Source organism: Streptomyces sp. NPDC002785 (genome assembly GCF_040295565.1).
Lineage (GTDB): Bacteria > Actinomycetota > Actinomycetes > Streptomycetales > Streptomycetaceae > Streptomyces.
Map to the genome: position 1 here is coordinate 39,685 of NZ_JBEOVN010000014.1, position 20,751 is coordinate 60,435.

The window sequence follows — 20,751 nt, forward strand, 5'->3', positions numbered from 1 at the left end:
TAAGTAGCTCAGACGCTCAGGTGGTCGCGGTGGTGAGGATGTCGAAGGTCTCTGTGCAGCCGGATGCGCGCCGGAAGGACGGCCCGTCCGTGCCGGTGGAGTCCACGCCGGACGCGCGACTGGCCGACCTGCGCCCGGGGATGAGCGGCCGGGTGACCGGCATCGACGAGTCGGTCGAGCCGAGCACCGCGCGACGACTGTTCGACCTGGGGTTCGCCCCCGGCGCGGAGGTCACCGTGCTGCGGAAGGCGCCGCTCGGCGACCCTGTTGTTCTCCGGGTCGCGGAGTACGAGGTGGCGCTGCGCAAAGCGCAGACCGCGGGCATCCACGTACGGCGCAGCGCGTGAGCGCGCACTGCGGTCCGGCGGCCCGGACGGTCACCGGCAAGACTCGCCTGGCTCTGGTCGGCAGCCCGAACTCGGGCAAGAGCACGCTCTTCAACGCCCTTACCGGCCTGCGGACCAAGACCGGTAACTACCCCGGAGTGACCGTCGCGCGCCATGAGGGGGTGGCGCGTGTCGGCGAGCACGAGGTGGTCATCGAGGATCTGCCCGGCACCTACAGTCTCGACCCGATCAGCCCGGACGAGCAGGTCGTCGCCGATGCGCTCGACCCGGACAATCCGGACATCGGCACACCCGACGGGATTCTCGTCACGATTGACGCGACGACGCTGCGTCGTTCCCTCGGGCTGCTCGCCCAGGCCATGCAGACCGGCCTGCCGATCTGTGTGGTGCTCACCTTCCGTGACGAGCTGGCCCGTCGCGGCGGCACCCTTGACGTCTCGGCCCTCCGGCGTGCTCTGGGTGTGCCCGTCGTCGAGGTGACGAGCGGGTCACGCAATGACCTGGCGCAGTTGCAGTCCATGCTGCTCGACCGGGCCGCATGGGAGCGGCCGGTCGTCCCGCCGCCCACCGATCCCTCGCAGAGACAGGCCTGGGTGGAGTCGCTGCTGCAGAGCGCGGGCTACGAGGTGCCCGAGGTCGATCACCGCACGCGGCGCATCGATGCCGTGCTGCTGCACCCGCTGTGGGGCACGCTCATCTTCTTCGCGACCATGTTCGCGTTCTTCCAGATCATCTTCACCGTCGCGACACCGCTGCAGGATGCGGTGCAGAGCCTCTTCGACTGGTTCGGCACGCTGGTCACCGAGTACGTCTCGAACCCGTTGCTCTCCGGCTTCCTCGGCAACGCCCTGATCGGCGGCGTAGGCAGCGTACTGGTCTTCCTGCCGCAGATCGCCCTGCTGTTCCTCGTGATCTCGTTGCTGGAGGGCAGTGGATACCTCTCCCGCGCGGCATTCCTGATGGACCGGCTCATGGCCAAGGCCGGGCTGGAGGGCCGGGCGTTCGTCGCCCTGCTCTCCTCCCTCGCCTGCGCCATCCCGGGCATCATGGCCACCCGTTCCCTCCCGTCGGCCAAAGACCGCTTCGCGACCATGATGGCCGCGCCGCTGATGACCTGCTCGGCGCGCCTGACGGTCTATGTGCTGCTGACCGGCCTGCTGGTGAGTCCCGATACCAGGGTCGGTCCCTTCGGTGCCCAGGGCCTTGTCATGTTCGCCCTGTACCTCGTCGGTGCGCTCTCCGCCATGGCGACGGCCTGGGTCTTCAAACGGTTCAGCAGCCGGGGTGGGCCGGTGCTGCCGTTCTACATGGAGATGCCGTCCTACCGGTTGCCGCGGCCGCGGTCGGTGGCCGACGCCGTCTGGAACGCGTGCAAGGGCTTCCTGCACAAGGTCGGCCGGATCATCCTGCTCGTCAGCATCGGGCTGTGGCTGCTGCTCAGCCTGCCCATGCACAGCGATGCGCAACTGCGCTCCGCCGGGGTCGACCCGGCCGACCGGACCGCGGTCTCGGCCTATGAGGTCGACCACAGCTACGCCGCCCACATCGGGCACGCCATCGAACCCGTCTTCGCACCCCTCGGCTTCGACTGGCGGATCAACATCGGCGTGCTGGGATCGCTGTCCGCCCGCGAGGTGTTCGTCGCCACCCTCGGCCAGGTCGCCGCCGCCCAGAACCCCGACGAGCCGGCCGAGGCCCTGGCGCACATGACGTACACCGACGGGCCGCACCAGGGAGAGAAGCTCTTCACCCCGGCTACGACGGCCGCCTTGCTGGTCTTCTTCCTCTACGCGTTGCAGTGCATGTCGACCATCGGGGTCATGCGCCGTGAGACCGGCTCATGGAGATGGCCCGCGGTCGCCTTCGGCTACATGTTCGTGCTGGCCTGGACCATGGCCTTCCTGACACGCACGCTCGTAGCGCAGCTGACATGAGCGTCGTCCCCATGCACCCCGAGGCCACGGCCGACCCGCAGGCCGTCCGCTGGGTCGTCCCCGCCGGCACGCTGCCGGTCGTCGGAGAGATCGCCGAGGCACCGGACGAGCTCGGGGAGATGCTCCACTCCGAAGACGTCGCCTCCATCGAGGTGGAGACACAGGCCGTGGTGATCCGGCTCGCCGACGGCCGGAGCTGGTCCGGCGCCGGAGCACGGGTACGCGACGCACTCAGTGCCGCACTGCGGCACCCTCAGCGGTGGAGGCCGGCCTGCGTAGTTACCGAGGACGACATGCTGCGCGCCGCACTGCAAGACGTCCTGGACGGACCCGTTGGCGACTACATCCGCTCCCACGGCGGCGAAGTGACGGTCGTATCCGCCCACGACCGGCATGTGGAGGTGCGGATGGCGGGTACCTGCGCGCACTGCCCGGCTGCCGGGTTCACCCTCCACTCGCGCCTTGAGTCGGCGCTGCGTGCCCGGTTCCCCGACCTGGTCGAGCTGCGGGCCACGGAGGAGCCCGGCAAGACGGCGAGGCCCACCTGGCTCACCCTGCGCCGCCGCGGCGCGTGACCGTCCAAGGGGGTCAACGCGGCGGCAAGGGCGGACGCCGTCGGTCCGGGACCGAGTCGTACGTCGGAGGGGTCGCCGCCGGGTGTGCGTCCAGCAGGTCCAGGGCCACCCGCACCGCGTCGTCCAGCACCGCGTACCGGCCCTCGGCCCAGTCGAGCGGGGTGCGCAGCGCCTCCAGATCCGGTTCGACGCCGTGGTTCTCGATCGACCAGCCGTACGTGTCGAACCAGGCAGCGTTCATCGGCACCGTGATCACCGTGCCGTCGCCCAGCCGGTGGCGGCCGGTCATGCCGACCACACCGCCCCAGGTCCGCTGGCCCACCACCGGGCCGAGCTTCAGCAGCCGGAACACGGCGGTGATCATGTCGCCGTCGGAGGACGTCGCCTCGTCGGCCAGAGCGACCACCGGGCCCCGGGGGGCGTTGGAGGCGTACGAGACCGGCTGGGCGTTGCGGGTCAGGTCCCAGCCGAGGATCGTGCGGGTGAGCTTCTCCACCACCAACTCGCTGATGTGGCCGCCCGCGTTGCCGCGTACGTCGACGATGAGCGCCGGTCGTGAGACCTCCATGCGCAGGTCCCGGTTGAACTGGGCCCAGCCCGAGCCGCCCATGTCCGGGATGTGTAGATACCCGCACTTGCCGCCGCTCAACTCCCGTACTACTTCCCGGCGTTTGGCCACCCAGTCCTGGTAGCGCAGGGGGCGTTCGTCGACCAGCGGGACGATCGCGACCCGGCGCGAGGGGCCTGCGTCGTCGGCGGGCCTGAAGGTGAGTTCGACCGTGGTGCCGCCCGCCGCGGAGAGCAGGGGGTACGGCCCCGTCACCGGGTCGACCGGGCGGCCGCCGACATGGGTGAGGACCGCGCCCGCCCGGATGCCCGTACCGGCCAGCGGGGAACGGGCCTTGGAGTCGGAGGAGTCACCGGGCAGGATGCGCCGGATCGTCCAGTCGCCGTCCCGGCACACCAGGTTCGCGCCGAGCAGTCCGATCGCGCGCTGGTAGTGCGGCGGGCCCTCGTTGCGCCGGGCCGGTGCCACATACGCGTGCGAGGTGCCCAGTTCGCCCAGGACCTCGCGCATCAGATCGGCGAACTCGTCGGGGGAGGCGACCCGTTCGACCAGTGGGCGGTACTGGTCGAGCACGCCCTCCCAGTCGATGCCGCACATGTCCGGTTCCCAGAAGTACGAGCGGATGATGCGGCCGGCCTCCCCGTACGCCTGCCGCCACTCCGCCGCCGGGTCGACCTCGTGCAGGATGCGGCGCAGGTCGATGTAGACCGTCGAGTCGCTGTCGCCGATCTCGGTGGCGGGGACGGCGCGCAGCTCGCCCTCGTCCATGACGACCAGCCGTGTCGCGTCGCCGCTGACCGCGAACCAGTCCAGATGCCCGACGAGTTCGGTCTTCCTGGCCTTGGAGATGTTGAAGTGTTCGAGCGTGGGGCGGCCCGACATGTCCGCGGGGTTGGCGAACGTCTCGCCGAGCGCGCCCGAGATCGGCCAGCGCAGCCAGACGAGCCCGCCGCCGCTCACCGGGTGAAGGGCCGAGTACTTCGACGCGGAGACCGGGAACGGCGTCACCCGGCTCTCCAGGCCCTCGAACTCGACCGTGACCGTGGACGGCCCCTCGCCCGTGCCGACGTCGGGAACGTCGTCGGCCGGATCGAGACCGCCCGCCGCGGGGCGCCCCTCCGGCGACAGGGCGAACGGGGAGGGCGTCGCCGAGGAGAGCGGCACCAGATACGGGCGGCAGCCCAGCGGGAAGGAGAGGTCCCCGGTGTGGACGTCGTACACCGGGTCGAAACCGCGCCAGGAGAGGAAGGCGAGATAGCGTCCGTCGCCCGTGAACACGGGGTTCTCGTCCTCGAAGCGGCCGTTGGTGACATCGACGATCACTGGAGAGCCGGTCCCCAGGATGCGCGCCAGCTTGATCTGGCGCAGCGAACGGCCGATCCCGGGGTGCGACCAGGTCAGCCAGGCGCCGTCCGGTGAGAACGCCATGTCGCGGACCGGGCCGTTGAGGGACTGGATCAGTTCGGTGGGTTCGCCGGCGGCCCCCTCCTCGTCCGTGTCCAGGAGCAGCAGCCGCCCGTCGTTCGTCGCGATCGCCAGCCGCTCGCCGTCCGGGTCGGCGATCAGCTCGTGGACCCTGCCGACCTGTCCGGCGGCCAGCCGACGTGGCGCGCGGTCGCCGCTGGCGCGCGGCAGGTAGGCGATCTCGATCGCGTCCTCGCCGTCCGCATCCGTGACATAGGCGACCTGGCCGCCGCTGCCGAGCATCTCGGGCAGCCGGACCCGGACCCCCGGGGTGTCGGCGATCGTCCGGGCGGGGCCGTCGCGGTGGGTGAGCCAGTACAGGCTGCCGCGTACGGAGACGGCGCTGGCCCGGCCCGTCTCGTCCACGGACAGCGAGTCGACATTGCTGGCGGCGGGCACCTGGTACGTACGCCGTCCGGCGCGCGGCCCGCCCAGCCGCACCTCCAGCTTCCGCGGCACCGTGTCCGGCAAGGTCAGGTCGTCCACCAGCCACACATCGCCCGCGCACTGGTAGACGACCCGGTGCCCGTCGCTGGACGCGTGGCGGGCGTAGAAGGCGTCGTGGTCGGTGTGGCGGCGCAGATCGCTGCCGTCGGGCAGGCAGGAGTACAGATTGCCGACGCCCTCGTGGTCGGAGAGGAAGGCGATCCGGCCGCCGACGAACATGGGCGAGTCGAGATGGCCGCCGATGTCCGGGAGCAGCCGCTTGCCGTGCAGCCACAGCCGCCCCATCGCGCCGCCCCGGTAGCGCTTCCAGGAGGCCGGCTCATGCGGCGGTTTCCCGGTGAGGAGGAGGGTGCGCCGCTCGCCGTCGATGTTGGCGACCGCGATGTCGGAGACCGGTCCCCAGGGCAGCTTGCCGCCGGGGCTGCCGTCCGTGGGGACGCTGTAGGCCCAGGAGACGTGCGAGAACGGCTGGTTGTGCGAGGACACGGCGAGGATGTGGGATTCGTCCCCGGGATCGGGGGTCCAGCCGCAGACCCGGGCGTCCGTCGACCCCCAGTAGGTGAGCCGGCGGGCCCGGCCGCCCTCGATCGGTGCGAGATGGACCTCGGGGTCGAGGCTGCGCCAGGTCGTGAACGCGATACGGGTTCCGTCGGGGGAGAAGCGCGGGTGGCTGACCCTGGTCCGGTCGACGGTCACCCGCCACGCGCGGCCTGGCCGCTGCCCCTCCGGGGCGAGGGGAGCGACCCAGAGGTCGTCCTCGGCCGCGAAGCAGAGCAGATCCTCGTGGAGGTGCGGGAATCGGAGATACGCGACGTCGTCACTCACCCTCCAATGCTTTCCGCGCTGGAGGGCCTCGGCAACTTGTGGTGCGGAACACAAGCGAAACGATTTCGTTTCGCTGGGCGGGAGGGATACCGTCAAGGTGTACGAAACAGTTTCGTTCGATTGACTGTTGTGCGAGAGTCACGAACAGGAATGCGAACAGGAGGTCGACACATGGCGCGCACCCGGCTCACGCCCGAGCGTGAGAGCGAGCTGTACGCCGCCGTGCTCGACCTGCTCCGCGAGGTCGGCTACGACGCCCTGACCATGGACGCCATCGCCGCCCGCACCCGGTCCAGCAAGGCCACCCTCTACCGCCAGTGGGGGAGCAAGCCCGAGCTGGTCGTCACGGCCCTGCGGCACAACAAGCCGGTGTCCCTCGCAGAGATCGACACCGGATCACTGCGTGGCGACTTCCACGCCGCGCTGAGCCGTAGCGACGACTGCCAGATGGAGAAGAACTCCGCGCTGATGCGGGGTTTGAGCCATGCCGTCCACGACAATCCCGATCTGCTCCAGGCCTTGCGCGACCTGCTGATCGAGCCGGAGATGACCGGCCTCGACACGCTGCTGCGCCGAGCCGTGGACCGGGGCGAGCTGCGTCCGGACAACCCGGCGCTGAAATATGTACCGCACATGCTGATCGGTGCCTTCACCGCCCGGCAGCTGGTCGAGGACCGCGTCGTCGACCAGGCGTTCCTCACCGATTACGTCGACTCCGTGATTCTCCCCGCACTCGGAGTCTGACCCTCCCGTCCCCTTCGCACGGCCCCCTCCCCAAGCCCCACCTGACACGCCGCTCTCGTCGTCGGGCTGGTTCCTCACGCCCTTTTCCACCCACACGACCTGACCGGGAGTACGCCTCCGTGGCCACATTCCTCTACAAGCTCGGACGGCTCGCCTTCCGGCGCCGCCGCTATGTCGCCCTGATCTGGGTGGCACTGCTGGCACTCGCCGGATTCGGCGCGGCCTCCGCGTCCACCGCCACCTCCAGCTCCTTCTCGATCCCGGGTACGGAGGCGCAGAAGGCCTTCGACCTGCTGGAACAGCGCTTCCCCGGTGCCAGCGCCGACGGCGCGACCGCACGGGTCGTCTTCAAGGCGCCCGACGAGCAGAAGATGACGGACCCGGCGAACAAGGCCGAGGTGAACAAGATCGTCGGCGAGCTGAAGTCCGGATCGGACCAGATCGCCTCGGTCACCGACCCGTACACCGCGGGCGCCGTCAGCAAGAACGGCTCCACGGCGTACGTCTCCGTGTCCTACAAGGTCAACTCGATGGAGCTGACCGACGCGACCCGGGACGCGCTGGAGGACACGGGCCACGCGGCGCAGAAGAGCGGGCTGACCGTGGAGATCGGCGGTGACGCGCTCCTGGCGATGCCGGAGACCGGGGCCACCGAGATCATCGGCGTCGCGATCGCCGCGGTGGTGCTGGTCATCACCTTCGGCTCGCTGATCGCCGCCGGGCTGCCGCTGCTCACCGCCCTGATCGGGGTCGGCATCGGCGTCTCGACGATCACGGCACTGGCGAACGTGCTCGACCTGGGCTCCACCACCTCCACCCTCGCGATGATGATCGGCCTCGCGGTCGGCATCGACTACGCGCTGTTCATCGTCTCCCGCTACCGAGCCGAGCTGGCCGAGGGCCGGGAGCGCGAGGAAGCGGCCGGACGGGCCGTCGGCACGGCCGGTTCCGCGGTCGTCTTCGCCGGTCTCACCGTCGTCATCGCGCTGGTCGGCCTGGCCGTCGTCAACATCCCGATGCTGTCGAAGATGGGCTTCGCCGCGGCCGGCACGGTCGCGATCGCCGTCCTCATCGCGCTCACCCTGGTTCCGGCCATGATGGGCTTCGCGGGCAAGCGGGTCATGGGGCGTAAGGCGCGCAAGGCCGCCGAGGCCGAGAACCGGCCCGAGGCGAAGCCGAACATGGGCACCCGCTGGGCGCGGTTCGTGCTGCGCAGGCCGGTGTGGGTGCTGCTGGTCGGAATCCTCGGCCTCGGCGCGATCGCCGTACCGGCCGCGTCCCTGGAGATGGGCCTGCCCGACGACGGCTCCCAGCCCACCAGCACCACCCAGCGGCGCGCCTACGACCTGCTCTCCGACGGCTTCGGCCCCGGCTTCAACGGGCCGTTGATGGTCGTCGTCGACACCGCGAAGAGCGCCGACGGCAAGACCGCTGCCAAGCAGGTCTCCGACGAGATCTCGGGCATCCCGGGTGTCGTCGCCGTCACCCCGGCCCAGTTCAACAAGGCCGGCGACGCCGCGATGATCACCGTTGTCCCGAAGGACCGGCCGAGCTCCACCGAGACCGAGAACGTGGTCCACGCGATCCGTGACGCGGGCAAGGACATCAAGGCCGACACCGGCGCCGAGGTCCTGGTCACCGGCTCCACGGCGATGAACATCGACTTCTCGCAGAAGATGAACGACGCGCTGCTGCCGTACCTGGCGCTCGTCGTCGGCCTGGCCTTCCTGCTGCTGATGCTGGTCTTCCGGTCGGTGCTGGTGCCGCTGAAGGCGGCCCTCGGCTTCCTGCTCTCGGTCGTCGCGGCCCTGGGCGCGGTCGTCGCGGTCTTCCAGTGGGGCTGGCTCGGCTCGCTCTTCGGCGTGGAACAGACCGGCCCGATCATGTCCATGATGCCGATCTTCATGGTGGGTGTGGTCTTCGGCCTCGCCATGGACTACGAGGTCTTCCTCGTGACCCGGATGCGTGAGGCGTACGTCCACGGCGAGAAGCCCGGCCAGGCGATCGTCACCGGCTTCAGGCACGGCGCCCGGGTCGTCACGGCCGCGGCCGTGATCATGATGGCGGTCTTCGCCGGCTTCATCGGCTCCAGCGAGCAGATGATCAAGATGATCGGCTTCTCGCTCGCCATCGCCGTTTTCTTCGACGCGTTCGTCGTCCGGATGGCGATCGTGCCCGCAGTCCTCGCCCTGCTCGGCAGGCGCGCCTGGTGGCTGCCGAGCTGGCTGGACCGGCTCCTGCCGAACGTGGACGTGGAGGGCGAGGGGCTGCGCAAGGAACTCGGCGAGACGCCCGAGGGCGGCACCGGCCGCGCCGGACACGGCGGTGACGCCGAGGGCGAGCGTGAGCTGACCCGCGTCTGAGCCGGGCCCGACACGGGTCCGAGCCGCAGGGCCGGGCCGTAGCCTCCGGGGTCCGCTTCTGAGCGGAACGAGGCCCCGGAAGCGCCGGTTGCCTGTGGGGACGGGGGACCGGGGCAATGACAGAAGCCCCCGCGCGAGCGGGGGCTTCTGTCATGCGCGTACGTCATGCGTGCGCGGGCGTCACCCGCATGCGTGTGGTGTCATGCGCGCGTGTGTGTCATGCGTGCGGGACCGGCGGCGTTCTTCTCGTGTGTGCGGTGCAGAAAACGGATCAGTGGCGCGTTGTCGAACTGCACGACCTCCACGCCCTCCTTCGAGCGGCGCTCCACGATCAGCTGCGCCCGGCCGCACGGCCACACCCGGATGCCGCCACGCTCGGCGGGGGCGCGCAGTCCGCGCTCCAGCAGGTCGCGGCCGAACGTCCAGTCCGTGCCGCCGGGGAAGGCGACATGTACGGTGCGCGGGTCCTCGTCGGCGTCATACAACAGGTCGACCGGCACCGCCGGGAGGTCGGGGGTGTCATTGACGAGCCAGGCCTCGGCCTGTTCATGAATCACGGGGGGCATGGGCCGACTCCTCCTGTTCGTTCTTCTTTGTCATCTAATGTCCCATATTTTTCGCCATGGGCACGGCGAGCGGTCAGCTGTGACATCCCCGCTCTTGCGAAGCGTTTGCAACAAGGCCCTATCATCGAACGGTTCACGACACCGTCCGCGGCAACGCAGGATCGCAGGAAGCGGAGCCTCCCCATGCATGTACCCGACGGATTCATCGACGCACCCGTCTCCGCCGCCGCCGGAGTCGTCGCCGCGGGTGCCGTCGCCGTCAGCCTGCGGGGCGCCCGCCGTGAACTGGACGAACGCACCGCGCCGCTCGCAGGCCTCGTCGCCGCGTTCATCTTCGCCGTACAGATGCTGAACTTCCCGGTCGCGGCGGGCACCAGCGGGCATCTGCTGGGCGGAGCGCTCGCCGCGATCCTGGTCGGGCCCTGCACCGGGGTGCTCTGCATCTCCGTCGTACTGCTCATGCAGGGCATCCTCTTCGCCGACGGCGGCCTCACCGCGCTCGGCGTGAACGTGCTCGACATGGGCATCACGACCACCGTCGTCGCGTACGCCCTCTTCCGTGGGCTGGTCGGCGTCCTGCCGCGGACCCGCCGCTCCGTGACGGCCGCGTCCTTCGTCGCCGCCCTGGTCTCCGTACCGGCCGCGGCCGGCGCCTTCACGCTCATCTACTGGATCGGCGGCACCACCGACATCCCCATCGGCAAGGTCTTCACCGCCATGGTCGGGGTCCACGTCCTCATCGGCATCGGCGAGGCCGTGATCACCGCGCTGACCGTCGGCGCCGTCGTCGCCGTACGCCCCGATCTGGTCCACGGCGCCCGCGGACTCGCCGCCCCGCTCAAGCTCCGCGTCGACGGCGAGCTCGTCGACGCCCCCGCCCGGCAGCCCGTCGCCCCGGTCGCCGCCCGCTCCACCCGCCGCATCCGGGCCACCGGCCTGGTCGCCGCCCTCGTCCTGGCGGGCTTCGTCTCCTTCTACGCCTCCGCCAGCCCCGACGGCCTGGAGAAGGTCGCCGCAGACCAGGGCATCGACAAGAAGACCGAGGAGCATGCCGCCAAGGACTCCCCGCTCGCCGACTACGGGGTCAAGGACGTGTCCGACGCCCGCATCTCCGGCGGTCTCGCCGGAGTGATCGGTGTCGGTGCCACGATCGTGGTCGGCAGCGGGGTCTTCTACGTGGTCCGCCGCCGTCGCACGCCGGACGCGCCCGCAGACACCCCGCGAACCCCGGAAGCCGCCTGACATGGGCGCCGGACACGCGCACAGGCTCTACCGGCACGGGCACTCGCCCGTCCACGACCTGCCGCCGCACTGCAAGCTCGCCGCCGCCTTCTGCTTCGTCGTGGTCGTCGTCTCGACGCCACGCGAGGCGGTGTGGGCGTTCGCGCTGTACGCGGTACTGATCGGCGCCGTCACCGCGCTGGCCCGCATCCCCGCAGGCTTCCTGCTCAAGCGGTTGCTCATCGAAGTGCCGTTCGTCGCGTTCGCGCTGCTCATGCCGTTCGTGGTGCCCGGCGAGCAGACCCATGTCCTCGGCCTCTCCGTCAGCGTCCCCGGCCTCTGGGGCGCCTGGAACGTCCTCGCCAAGGGCACCCTCGGCGTCGCCGCGTCCGTGCTCCTCGCCTCCACCACCGAACTGCGCTCGCTGCTGCTCGGTCTCCAGCGGCTCAGGCTGCCACCGCTGCTCGTCCAGATCGCCTCCTTCATGATCCGGTACGGCGATGTGATCACCGACGAGATGCGCCGGATGTCGATCGCCCGCCGCTCCCGCGGCTTCGAGGCGCGCGGGGTACGGCAGTGGGGTGTCCTGGCCAAATCGGCGGGCGCGCTCTTCATCAGGTCGTACGAGCGCGGCGAACGCGTCCACCTCGCGATGGTCAGCCGCGGCTACGCCGGTTCCATGCCGGTCATCGACGAGGTGACGGCCTCCCGGACCCAGTGGGCGTACGCCGCGGCACTCCCCCTCCTCGCCCTCTTCATCTGTCTGCTGGGATGGACCGTATGAGCCTGCCCACCGCCCCCGCGCCGTCCCTGGAAGTCAGTGGCCTCGCCTACGCCTACCCCGACGGCCACCAGGCGCTCTTCGGGGTGAACCTGACGGTCGCCCGAGGCGAACGCGTCGCCCTGCTCGGCCCGAACGGGGCCGGCAAGACCACCCTCGTCCTTCACCTCAACGGCATCCTCGACGCCGGCGCGGGCACCGTCCGGGTCGCCGGTCTCCCGGTCGACAAGCGCAACCTCGCCGAGATCCGCCGTCGCGTCGGCATCGTCTTCCAGGACCCCGACGACCAGCTCTTCATGCCCACCGTCCGCGAGGACGTCGCCTTCGGCCCCGCAGCCTGTGGGCTGCGCGGCGCCGAACTGGAGGAACGCGTCACCGAAGCCCTGCGGCAGGTCGGCATGGAGGAGTACGCGAACCGGCCGCCGCACCACCTCTCCTTCGGCCAGCGCCGCCGCGTCGCCGTCGCCACCGTCCTCGCCATGCGGCCGGAGATCCTCGTCCTGGACGAGCCGTCCTCCAACCTGGACCCGGCCTCGCGGCGCGAGCTCGCCGACATCCTGCGGTCCCTGGACGTCACCGTGCTCATGGTCACGCACGACCTGCCGTACGCCCTGGAGCTCTGCCCGCGGGCGGTCGTCCTGAGCGAGGGCGTCATCGCCGCCGACGACCGCACCCAGGATCTGCTCTGCGACGAGGAGTTGATGCGCACCCACCGTCTGGAGCTGCCCTTCGGCTTCGACCCGCGTTCCGTGACGGTGAACATCCCGTGACTGCGAACATGAGATGACCCGCCACACATCCGACCTGCGGCGGGATGCACCATGGGGGGATGAGCGGGAGCGCAGGAGCAGGCGTGGACGTACGGGGCACGGTGGCGGCCGGATTCGAACCGGTCAGGGACACTTTCGTCCGTAACTTCGAGCAGCGCGGCGAACGCGGTGCGGCCGTCGCGGTCTACCGGGACGGGTGCAAGGTCGTCGATCTGTGGGCCGGTACGAGAGACGTCGACGGCGTCGAACCATGGGCCGTCGACACCGTGCAGATAGTCCGCTCGGCGGGCAAGGGCATCGCCGCCGCCGTACCGCTGATGCTGCACCAGCGCGGCCAGGTCGACCTCGACGCCCCGGTCGGCACGTACTGGCCGGAGTTCAAGGCGGCCGGCAAGGAACGTGTGCTCGTCCGTCACCTCCTCGCCCACCGGGCCGGCATCCCCGCCCTCGACTGCCCGCTGACCCCCTCTCAGGCGGCGGACGGGATCTTCGGGCCACAGGCCGTCGCGGCCCAGCGCCCCCAGTGGGAACCCGGCACCGACCACGGCTACCACGCCCAGACCTACAGCTGGCTCATAGGCGAACTGGTGCGCCGGGTCACCGGCCGCACCGTCGGCCGCTGGGTCGCCGAGGAGATCGCCCGCCCGCTCGGCCTGGACTTCTGGTTCGGACTTCCGGCGGAGGAGGCGCACCGGGTGGGCCGGATCGGGCCCGTCGAACCCTCGGCCGACGCGGGCAACGGCGGCGCCCTGCGGATGCGGCCCAAGCGGTCCGTCGTCGAGGCGTACCGCGACCCGGAGTCCCTCACCCGCCGCTCCTTCGGGGCCATCGACCCCCTCCCCGACGAGAACGACCCTTCCTACCGGGCGGCCGAACTCCCCGCCTCCAACGGCATCGCCACCGCCCGCGCACTGGCCCGCTGCTACGCCGCGATGATCGGCCCGGTCGACGGCCACCGCCTGTTCGCCCCGGCCACGCTCACCCTCGCCCGCACCGAGGAGTCGGCGGGCCCGGACCGGGTCCTGGTCGTCAACACCCGCTTCGGTCTCGGCTACATGCTGCACGGCCCGGCGGCCCCGCTGCTGGCCCCCGGCTCGTTCGGGCACCCGGGCCGGGGCGGCTCGCTCGGATTCGCCGACCCCGAATCCGGTATCGCGCTGGGCTATGTGACGAACGGTCTGCAGAAGGGAGTCACCGCCGATCACCGTGCCCAAGCCCTGGTCAGAGCAGTACGGTCGGCGCTATGACTCCTCCTTACCCTGCTGGTTCACGGTTCGACGGATACGGCGTACTCATCACCGGAGCGGGCCAGGGCATCGGCGCGTCCACGGCCCGCCGACTGGCCTCGGAGGGCGCCGCCGTCCTGGTCACGGACCTGGACGGCGAGCGTGCCGGACGCACCGCCGCGGAGATACGCGAGACGGGCGCGACGGCCGAGTCGCTGCCCTGCGACGTGGGTGACCGGGCTGCGGTCGAGGCCGCGGTCGCCCACGCCGTCGCCGCCTTCGGCTCCCTCGATGTGCTGGTGAACAACGCGTACGCCTGTGCCCCCGACGCGCCGCTCTTCGAGGACGAGCCGGACGAGGTCTGGCAGCGCGACCTGGACATCACACTGACCGGGCCATACCGCTGTGCCCGCGCCTGTCTGCCGCACCTGGTGGCCTCCGGCCGGGGCGCGATCGTCAACATCGGCTCGGTCAACGGCGAACAGGATTTCGGTAATCACGCCTACAGCGCGGCCAAGGCGGGCCTGGGCAGCCTGACCCGTACCCTCGCGGGCCATGCGGGTCCGCGAGGCGTACGCGTCAACCTGGTCGCACCCGGCACGATCCGCACCGCCGCCTGGGCGGGCCGCGACGCGGAACTGTCCCGGCTGAGCAGCCTCTACCCGCTCGGCAGGGTCGGCGAGCCGGACGACATCGCGTCCGCCGTCGCCTTCCTCGCCTCGCGCGACGCGGCCTGGATCACGGGGACGACGCTGCGCGTGGACGGGGGTCTGACAGCCGTGAACTCAGGCTTCCGACAGGCGGTTTCGGGGAAGTAGGAGGAAACTGCCCACACCACACGAAGCGGAGCGCCGATCCGAATCCCGACGTTCCCTTCTTTCCCCATGCTCCGCCGCCGGGGCCGCCTTGTCGAGCGGGGCCCGGAGCGTCCCGGCGGCCCGGAGTGCGGTCGCGCCGGAGCCATTCCCGCAGGAGCATGAAAACGCCCGTCTGTACTCGCAGACCGAAGGGGAAATCTCATGCGCACCAACAAGGTGTTCGCGGTTCTCTGCTCCGCTCTGTTCGCCGGCAGCCTGGCATTCGTGCCGGCGGTCACCTCGCAGGCTTCGGCCGCCGCCAGACCTGCGCAGCAGGCAGTAGCCGCGCACGACGCGGTCTTTGATCGTTACCAGGACGGCTACCGGCAGGGCTTCCGGGACGGATATGCGGACGCGCGGGACGACTGCTACCGCGGTTCCGGGTTCCAAAGCCGCAGCTACCGGGAGGTGGACGTGCGGTGGGCGCAGGGTTACGCCGACGGCTACGACGAGGGCTACGGCCGGTCGTTCGACCGGTTCTGTTAGCCACCCTCACCGACCGACCGGCCGCGCCCCACGCGGCCGGTCGGTCAGCACATCGACATCGGGACTCGGGTGTCACATCCCCCGAAGGGGCCGGGTGAGCCGAGAACGGACAGTGGCGCGCCCGCCCGGCCGTCTCTCAACTCGGGTGCAGCATCAGCCCGATGCCGACCACCATCAGCCCCGCCGCCGCGATGCGCGGCGCACCGAACCGTTCCTTGAAGAACAGCGTTCCTATGGCCGCACCGACGATGATCGACGACTCCCGAAGGGCCGCGACCGGGGCCAGTGCCGCCCGCGTCTGGGCCCACAGGACGAGGCCGTACGCGGTCACCGACAGGGCCGCGCCCCTCGACCTTGTGGTGTCGGTCGGACAGCGGAGCGGTCGTCTCGCCGACTCGGGCTATGAAGCGGTGCCGGCAATCCTTCGCGGGCGCACGAGGATTGGTGGTGCGGCTTGGACGGACCGAGGCCATTGCCGATCGTCGCACCCGCAGAGGCCGGACGTGCCGACGGCCCCGGCGGGTGCGCGCCTCACGACCCCGCGCGCAGGACCGCCGCCACCACCGGGCCCGCCGCGTCGCCGCCGTGGCCGCCGGACTGGACGACCGCCGCGGCGGCGAGGTCGTTGCTGAAGCCGGTGAACCAGCTGTTGGACGTGGCCTGGCCGTCGACCTCCGCCGAGCCCGTCTTGGCGCCCTTGTCGCCGCCGACCGAGGCCATCGCGGCCTTTCCGGTGCCCCAACTTGCCGTCTGGCGCATCATGTTGGTGACCTGCTGGGAGGCGGACGGGGAAAGCGGCCGGGAGGCGGTGGCGATCGGCCTGCCGTCGAGGTCCCGGTCGACGAGGACCGGCTGGCGGAAGGTGCCGTTCTTCGCGGTGGCGGTGATGGACGCCATGTTGAGTGCGTTCATCTGGATCGTGCCCTGACCGATGTACTGGGCGGCCGCCTCGCCTCCGGTGGCCTCGGGCACGCTGCCGTCGGAGGTCACCACACCGGTCTGCCAGTTCAGGCCGATGCCGAAGACGTCGCGGGCCTCCTTGGCGAGCGCGGTGTCGTCATCCACCTCGTCGATCAGCTTGATGAAGGCGGTGTTGCAGGACCGGGCGAAGCTGGTGGTGAGCGTGGCCGTGTCCGGGAGGGAGAAGTGGTCCAGGTTGTGGAAGGTGCGGCCCTGCCACATCACGTCCTTCGGGCACTCGACCGGACGGACGGCCGCCGCGACGCCCTTCTCGATCAGCATCGCAGCCGTCACGATCTTCATCGTCGACCCGGGCGCCTGCTTGCCCTGCAGCGCCGCGTTGAATCCGGTGGCCGGATTGTTGGCGATCGCTCGGATCGCGCCCGTGGACGGTCTGACCGCGACCACCGAGGCCTGGCTGAACTTCTTCACGGCCACCTCGGCCGCCGCCTGGGCGTTCGCGTCCAGCGTGGTCTGCAGCCTGCCCGGCCTGCCCTTGGTGAGGGTCAGCAGGGTCTTGTCCGGGCCGCCCGCGTCCGAGCTCTCGATCCAGGTCTCGATGCCGGCGGTGCCGCCGGCCTTCTCCCCGTACTTCTCGCGCAGCGCGTCCAGAATCGACCCCAGGGAGGGGTATTTCTCCTTGGTGAGCACCTTGCCGTTGTGGTCGACGGCCTCGATCGACGGCGTCGACGCCTCACCCGTCTTGAGCGACGCACCGGCCGTCAGGTCCGGGTGGATCATGGCGGGGGCCCAGTCGACCAGCGGCCTGCCGGTGGTCAGGCCGCGCACCACGGTCAGTTCGGAGGAGTACGACCAGGGCTTGGACTTCCCCTCGAACGACACGGTCGCCTTCACCGTGTACGGCACCTTCGTGCCCACCGCCGGGCCCGGAGTGATCACCGTTTTGGTGACATGGGCGCTCTCGCGGTAGCCGGTCAGGGCCTGTTCGGCCTCGGCCGCGTTGTTGGTGAGCTGGGACGCGGCGGCCGCGTCACCGCTCGCCCAGGCCTTGAGGAACTTCTTCGACGCGTCGTCGATCTCCGCCTTGGTGACCGGCCCCGTCTTCACCTCGACCGAGGTGGACCTGCTGTCCGTGCCGTCGCCACCACCGCCGTTCAGCCCGTCCAGGACGTTGTACGCCCCGTAGCCCACCCCGCCGACCACGACCGCGAACACTCCGCCGACTATCGCAACCTTCGCTCCACTGCGCATTCCTGCAGTCCCCCTCCCCAGGAGTCCCCTTGAACATGTTCAAGGGGGTGCTGTCGGGCACCCTACGGGACGGTGGTGACAGCCGAGGCGGCCGTTATAGGAATGCGATATGGGTGGTGTGAATACAGGTGCCGGTCAAATCCAGGTATCCAGCCACATTCGGTCCCGCCAGGACCCGTCAGGAATGGGCGTTCCCGTGTAGATCGGCCAGAAATAAATGAAGTTCCAGATGATCAGCAGCACCAGTACGCCTGCCGCGATCACACCCAGTGTCCGCCGCCGTTCTCCCGACGGATCGCCGGTCACCAGGCCGAGTTCCCGTTTGGCCCCGGTCCCCGCCGCCGGACCCAGCATCGCGCCGATCATCATCGTGACCGCCAGACACAGGAACGGCACGAACACGACCGCGTAGAAGAGGAAGATCGTCCGCTCCTGGTAGAAGAACCAGGGCAGCCAGCCCGCCGCCACACCGCAGGCGATCGCCCCTGCCCGCCAGTCGCGCCGGAAGAACCAGCGCCACAGCACGTACACCAGGGCGAAGCACGCCGCCCACCACAGCAGCGGCGTCCCGATGGCCAGCACCTCGCGGGAACACTTGCCGGTCTCCGAAGCCGCGCAGCCCGGCTGCTCCTCCCAGAAGTACGAGACGGGCCGGCCGAGCACGATCCAGCTCCAGGGATTGGACTGGTAGGTGTGGCCGGAGGTCAGATTCACATGGAATTCGTAGACCTGGTACTCGTAGTGCCAAAGGCTGCGCAGCCAGTCCGGCAGCCACGTCCAGTTGCCACCGCTGCCGTCGGTCTGTGCCCAGTTCCGGTAGTAGCCCTTGTCGGTGACGATCCAGCCGGTCCAGGAGACGAGATACGTGAGGATCGCGACCGGGACCGTCGAGACGAACGCCGGCAGCAGATCCCGCTTCAGCACCGCCATGTACGGCCGGAGCGCCCCCGCGGTCCGGCGCGCGCCCACATCCCACAGCACCGTCATCAGACCGAAGCCCGCCAGGATGTACAGGCCGTTCCACTTGGTGGCGAAGGCCAGCCCCAGCATCACACCGGCGGTGAGCCGCCAGGGACGCCAACCGAGCCGCAGATTCTCCGCGACCCCGGCATCGGGTCGCAGCACACCCTCCTCGTCGACCGGCAGCGCGGCGGCGAGGCGGCGCCGCGCCCAGTCGCGGTCGATCAGCAGTGCGCCGAACGCCGCCAGCACGAAGAACATCAGCACCAGATCGAGCAGCGCGGTGCGGCTCATCACGAAGTGCAGACCGTCGACGGCGAGCAGCGTGCCGGCCAGACACCCCAGGAACGTCGAGCGGAACATCCGCCGCCCGATCCGGCACAGCATCAGCACCGACAGCGTGCCGAGCACCGCCACCATGAACCGCCAGCCGAACGGTGTGAAGCCGAAGAGCTGCTCACCGATTCCGATGATCCACTTGCCGACCGGCGGGTGCACCACATAGCCCGGATCCACCGGGACGTGCACCTTCGACGGGTCGGCGAGGATCAGCTTGTCGATGTCCTTGGGCCAGTCCCCCTCGTACCCCTGGTTGATCAGCGCCCAGGAATCCTTGGCGTAGTACGTCTCGTCGAATATCAGCGCGTGCGGGCTGCCCAGGTTCCAGAACCGCAGCACCCCCGCGACCAGCGCCACCAGCAGCGGGCCGCCCCAGGCGGACCACCGCACCAGGCGCTCGGCCATGGGCGGGGAGACTCCGAGCACCGCCCACAACTGGGCGCCGGGGTGGGTGTACGGCGGAACCAGCCGTTCGCGCAGCCCGATTCCGGGCCGGGGCGAATGGCCGAAGCGGCGCAGCCGCTGCTGCCAGGAGGCCGGCTCTTCGCCGTGCGGTTCCCCGGCGTCTTGGCCCTGCTGGGCTTCGGGCGCAGTACTCGTCACCGCGCCATCGTAGGGAACGCGTCTGTGCGAGTGCTGTCGCCCGTGCTGGGAGGATGACTCATGTGACTGGAACGACTGGAACGCTGGTACTCGCAGGAACCCCCATCGGCGATGTGGCGGACGCCCCGCCCCGCCTCGCCGCCGAACTGGAGACGGCCGATGTCGTCGCCGCCGAGGACACCCGACGGCTGCGCCGCCTCACACAGGCGCTCGGCATCCACACCACGGGGCGGGTCGTCTCCTACTTCGAGGGCAACGAGTCGGCCCGTACGCCCGAACTCGTCGAGGCACTGACCGGCGGCGCCCGCGTCCTGCTGGTCACGGACGCCGGGATGCCGTCCGTCTCCGACCCCGGCTACCGGCTCGTGGCCGCGGCCGTGGAGAAGGACATCAGGGTCACCGCGGTCCCCGGCCCGTCCGCGGTGCTCACGGCTCTCGCCCTGTCCGCGCTGCCCGTCGACCGTTTCTGCTTCGAGGGCTTCCTGCCGCGCAAGGCGGGCGAACGGCTCGGCAGATTGCGCGAGGTCGCCGACGAGCGCCGCACCATGGTCTTCTTCGAGGCCCCGCACCGGCTCGACGACACCCTCACGGCGATGGCGGAGGTCTTCGGCGCCGACCGCCGGGCGGCCGTGTGCCGGGAGCTGACCAAGACGTACGAGGAGGTGAAGCGCGGCCCGCTGGGCGAGCTGGCGGCGTGGGCGGCCGAAGGGGTACGCGGTGAGATCACCGTCGTCGTCGAGGGCGCGGCCGACTCCGGACCGGAAGAACTGGACGCCGCGGAGCTGGTACGCAGGGTGCAGGTGCGCGAGGAGGCGGGGGAGCGGCGCAAGGAGGCCATTGCCGCTGTTGCCGCAGATGCGGGGCTGCCCAAGCGCGAAGTCTTCGATGCGGTCGTCGCGGCAAAGAATGCGGCGCGAACCGGCCCAGCAGAGGGCAAAGGACGGTCGTAAAAAGCAAAGCGCGAGCCGCGCACCGGGCCTTTCTGCCACGAGAAGGCCAAATCCGCTCCAACACTCGACAGGGCTTGCTGCGCTCCCGCCGGCGAGGGCGTCCACTGGATCAGGGACGCACTCCCCGGAGTGCTTGTCCGGCGGACAAAGGAGCAGGCATGAGCGAGAGCGCAGCAACCACCGTGCATGAGGCGTATGCCTTCGCCTGTATGAGGTGCGGCTACGGCTGGGAGCAGGCCTACGAGATAGAGCACCACGTCGACGGTGCCGATAACGATTTCGTCATCTACAAGGCGGACGGCGAACGGGTGCCCTCACCCCTTTCCAGGCCGACCTGCACGAACTGCGGCGGACACGTGGTCCGGATCATGCGGGCCGGCCGGGTCTCGACCGTTCAGCAGCTGCTCCGCAAGCCCAAGTCGACGCGGCCGGCGACGGAGGGCGACGGCGCCCGGGAGGGCGAGGCCGTAGCCGCCACCGGCGAACCCACAGGTGCGGGGCACCACTGGCACCTGTCCGACCTGCTGCACCCCTTCCACCGCAAGTAAGGCCA

Annotated in this window: 17 protein-coding genes and 1 pseudogene; 13 read left to right on the forward strand and 5 right to left on the reverse strand. The window is 70.3% G+C overall.

What is annotated here, in order from left to right:
• The first annotated feature begins 38 nt into the window (after positions 1–38).
• From ABTZ94_RS06400 to ABTZ94_RS06410, 3 genes are read left to right on the forward strand one after another with little or no spacing between them, the layout of a single operon-like run.
• On the forward strand, positions 39–347 hold the full coding sequence (locus ABTZ94_RS06400) for a FeoA family protein (RefSeq protein ID WP_351198070.1): 309 nt from the start codon (positions 39–41) through the stop codon (positions 345–347).
• A complete protein-coding gene (feoB, locus tag ABTZ94_RS06405; protein ID WP_351198072.1) occupies positions 344–2,281 on the forward strand; it encodes a ferrous iron transporter B in 1,938 nt (645 codons plus the stop codon). The genes ABTZ94_RS06400 and feoB overlap by 4 nt, the downstream gene beginning before the upstream one ends.
• Positions 2,278–2,856 carry a NifU family protein gene (locus ABTZ94_RS06410; RefSeq protein ID WP_351198074.1) on the forward strand — a complete coding sequence of 193 codons (579 nt, stop codon included), beginning with the start codon at positions 2,278–2,280 and terminating at the stop codon, positions 2,854–2,856. Before feoB ends, ABTZ94_RS06410 begins: the two co-directional genes overlap by 4 nt.
• Positions 2,857–2,869: 13 nt before the next feature.
• Here ABTZ94_RS06410 and ABTZ94_RS06415 read toward each other — a convergent pair whose 3' ends face one another.
• Entirely contained in the window at positions 2,870–6,160 is a 3,291-nt protein-coding gene (locus ABTZ94_RS06415; protein ID WP_351198076.1) for a S41 family peptidase, read from the reverse strand.
• A 171-nt stretch (positions 6,161–6,331) separates the two neighbouring features.
• On the opposite strand from ABTZ94_RS06415, the gene ABTZ94_RS06420 reads away from it, so the two are divergent.
• Both ABTZ94_RS06420 and ABTZ94_RS06425 read left to right on the forward strand, forming a co-directional pair.
• Positions 6,332–6,904 carry a TetR/AcrR family transcriptional regulator gene (locus ABTZ94_RS06420; protein WP_351198078.1) on the forward strand — a complete coding sequence of 191 codons (573 nt, stop codon included), beginning with the start codon at positions 6,332–6,334 and terminating at the stop codon, positions 6,902–6,904.
• A 119-nt stretch (positions 6,905–7,023) separates the two neighbouring features.
• Positions 7,024–9,267 carry an MMPL family transporter gene (locus ABTZ94_RS06425; RefSeq protein WP_351198080.1) on the forward strand — a complete coding sequence of 748 codons (2,244 nt, stop codon included), beginning with the start codon at positions 7,024–7,026 and terminating at the stop codon, positions 9,265–9,267.
• Between the two features lie 200 nt (positions 9,268–9,467).
• Here ABTZ94_RS06425 and ABTZ94_RS06430 read toward each other — a convergent pair whose 3' ends face one another.
• Entirely contained in the window at positions 9,468–9,833 is a 366-nt protein-coding gene (locus ABTZ94_RS06430; RefSeq protein WP_351198082.1) for an SsgA family sporulation/cell division regulator, read from the reverse strand.
• A 183-nt stretch (positions 9,834–10,016) separates the two neighbouring features.
• Here ABTZ94_RS06430 and ABTZ94_RS06435 point away from each other — a divergent pair, with 183 nt between their 5' ends.
• The 6 genes from ABTZ94_RS06435 (at position 10,017) to ABTZ94_RS06460 (ending at position 15,174) form a co-directional block, all read left to right on the forward strand.
• The gene (locus ABTZ94_RS06435) at positions 10,017–11,075 is read left to right on the forward strand and encodes an energy-coupling factor ABC transporter permease (protein ID WP_351198084.1); all 1,059 of its coding nucleotides are present in this window, start codon (positions 10,017–10,019) and stop codon (positions 11,073–11,075) included.
• Position 11,076: 1 nt separating this feature from the next.
• Positions 11,077–11,838, forward strand: coding sequence for a cobalt ECF transporter T component CbiQ (cbiQ, locus tag ABTZ94_RS06440; RefSeq protein WP_351198086.1), 762 nt, complete (start codon positions 11,077–11,079; stop codon positions 11,836–11,838).
• Entirely contained in the window at positions 11,835–12,605 is a 771-nt protein-coding gene (locus tag ABTZ94_RS06445; RefSeq protein WP_351198088.1) for an energy-coupling factor ABC transporter ATP-binding protein, read from the forward strand. Before cbiQ ends, ABTZ94_RS06445 begins: the two co-directional genes overlap by 4 nt.
• 83 nt (positions 12,606–12,688) lie before the next feature.
• Positions 12,689–13,852, forward strand: a complete 1,164-nt coding sequence (locus ABTZ94_RS06450) for a serine hydrolase domain-containing protein (protein WP_351198123.1) — start codon at positions 12,689–12,691, stop codon at positions 13,850–13,852.
• A complete protein-coding gene (locus ABTZ94_RS06455; protein WP_351198090.1) occupies positions 13,849–14,649 on the forward strand; it encodes an SDR family NAD(P)-dependent oxidoreductase in 801 nt (266 codons plus the stop codon). The genes ABTZ94_RS06450 and ABTZ94_RS06455 overlap by 4 nt, the downstream gene beginning before the upstream one ends.
• Before the next feature lie 201 nt (positions 14,650–14,850).
• Complete coding sequence (locus ABTZ94_RS06460) at positions 14,851–15,174, forward strand: hypothetical protein (RefSeq protein ID WP_351198092.1); 324 nt, start codon at positions 14,851–14,853, stop codon at positions 15,172–15,174.
• A 136-nt stretch (positions 15,175–15,310) separates the two neighbouring features.
• On the opposite strand, the pseudogene ABTZ94_RS06465 reads toward ABTZ94_RS06460, so the two are convergent.
• The 3 genes and pseudogenes from ABTZ94_RS06465 to ABTZ94_RS06475 all read right to left on the reverse strand — a co-directional run.
• A pseudogene (locus tag ABTZ94_RS06465) lies at positions 15,311–15,520 on the reverse strand (EamA family transporter); the annotation flags it as partial.
• A gap of 185 nt (positions 15,521–15,705) precedes the next feature.
• A complete protein-coding gene (locus tag ABTZ94_RS06470; protein WP_351198094.1) occupies positions 15,706–17,346 on the reverse strand; it encodes a penicillin-binding transpeptidase domain-containing protein in 1,641 nt (546 codons plus the stop codon).
• Positions 17,347–17,481: 135 nt separating this feature from the next.
• The gene (locus ABTZ94_RS06475; protein ID WP_351198096.1) at positions 17,482–19,248 is read right to left on the reverse strand and encodes a dolichyl-phosphate-mannose--protein mannosyltransferase; all 1,767 of its coding nucleotides are present in this window, start codon (positions 19,246–19,248) and stop codon (positions 17,482–17,484) included.
• 53 nt (positions 19,249–19,301) lie between these two features.
• On the opposite strand from ABTZ94_RS06475, the gene rsmI reads away from it, so the two are divergent.
• The gene (rsmI, locus tag ABTZ94_RS06480) at positions 19,302–20,198 is read left to right on the forward strand and encodes a 16S rRNA (cytidine(1402)-2'-O)-methyltransferase (protein ID WP_351198098.1); all 897 of its coding nucleotides are present in this window, start codon (positions 19,302–19,304) and stop codon (positions 20,196–20,198) included.
• Positions 20,199–20,356: 158 nt separating this feature from the next.
• A complete protein-coding gene (locus ABTZ94_RS06485; protein WP_351198100.1) occupies positions 20,357–20,746 on the forward strand; it encodes a hypothetical protein in 390 nt (129 codons plus the stop codon).
• The last annotated feature ends 5 nt before the right edge of the window (positions 20,747–20,751 follow it).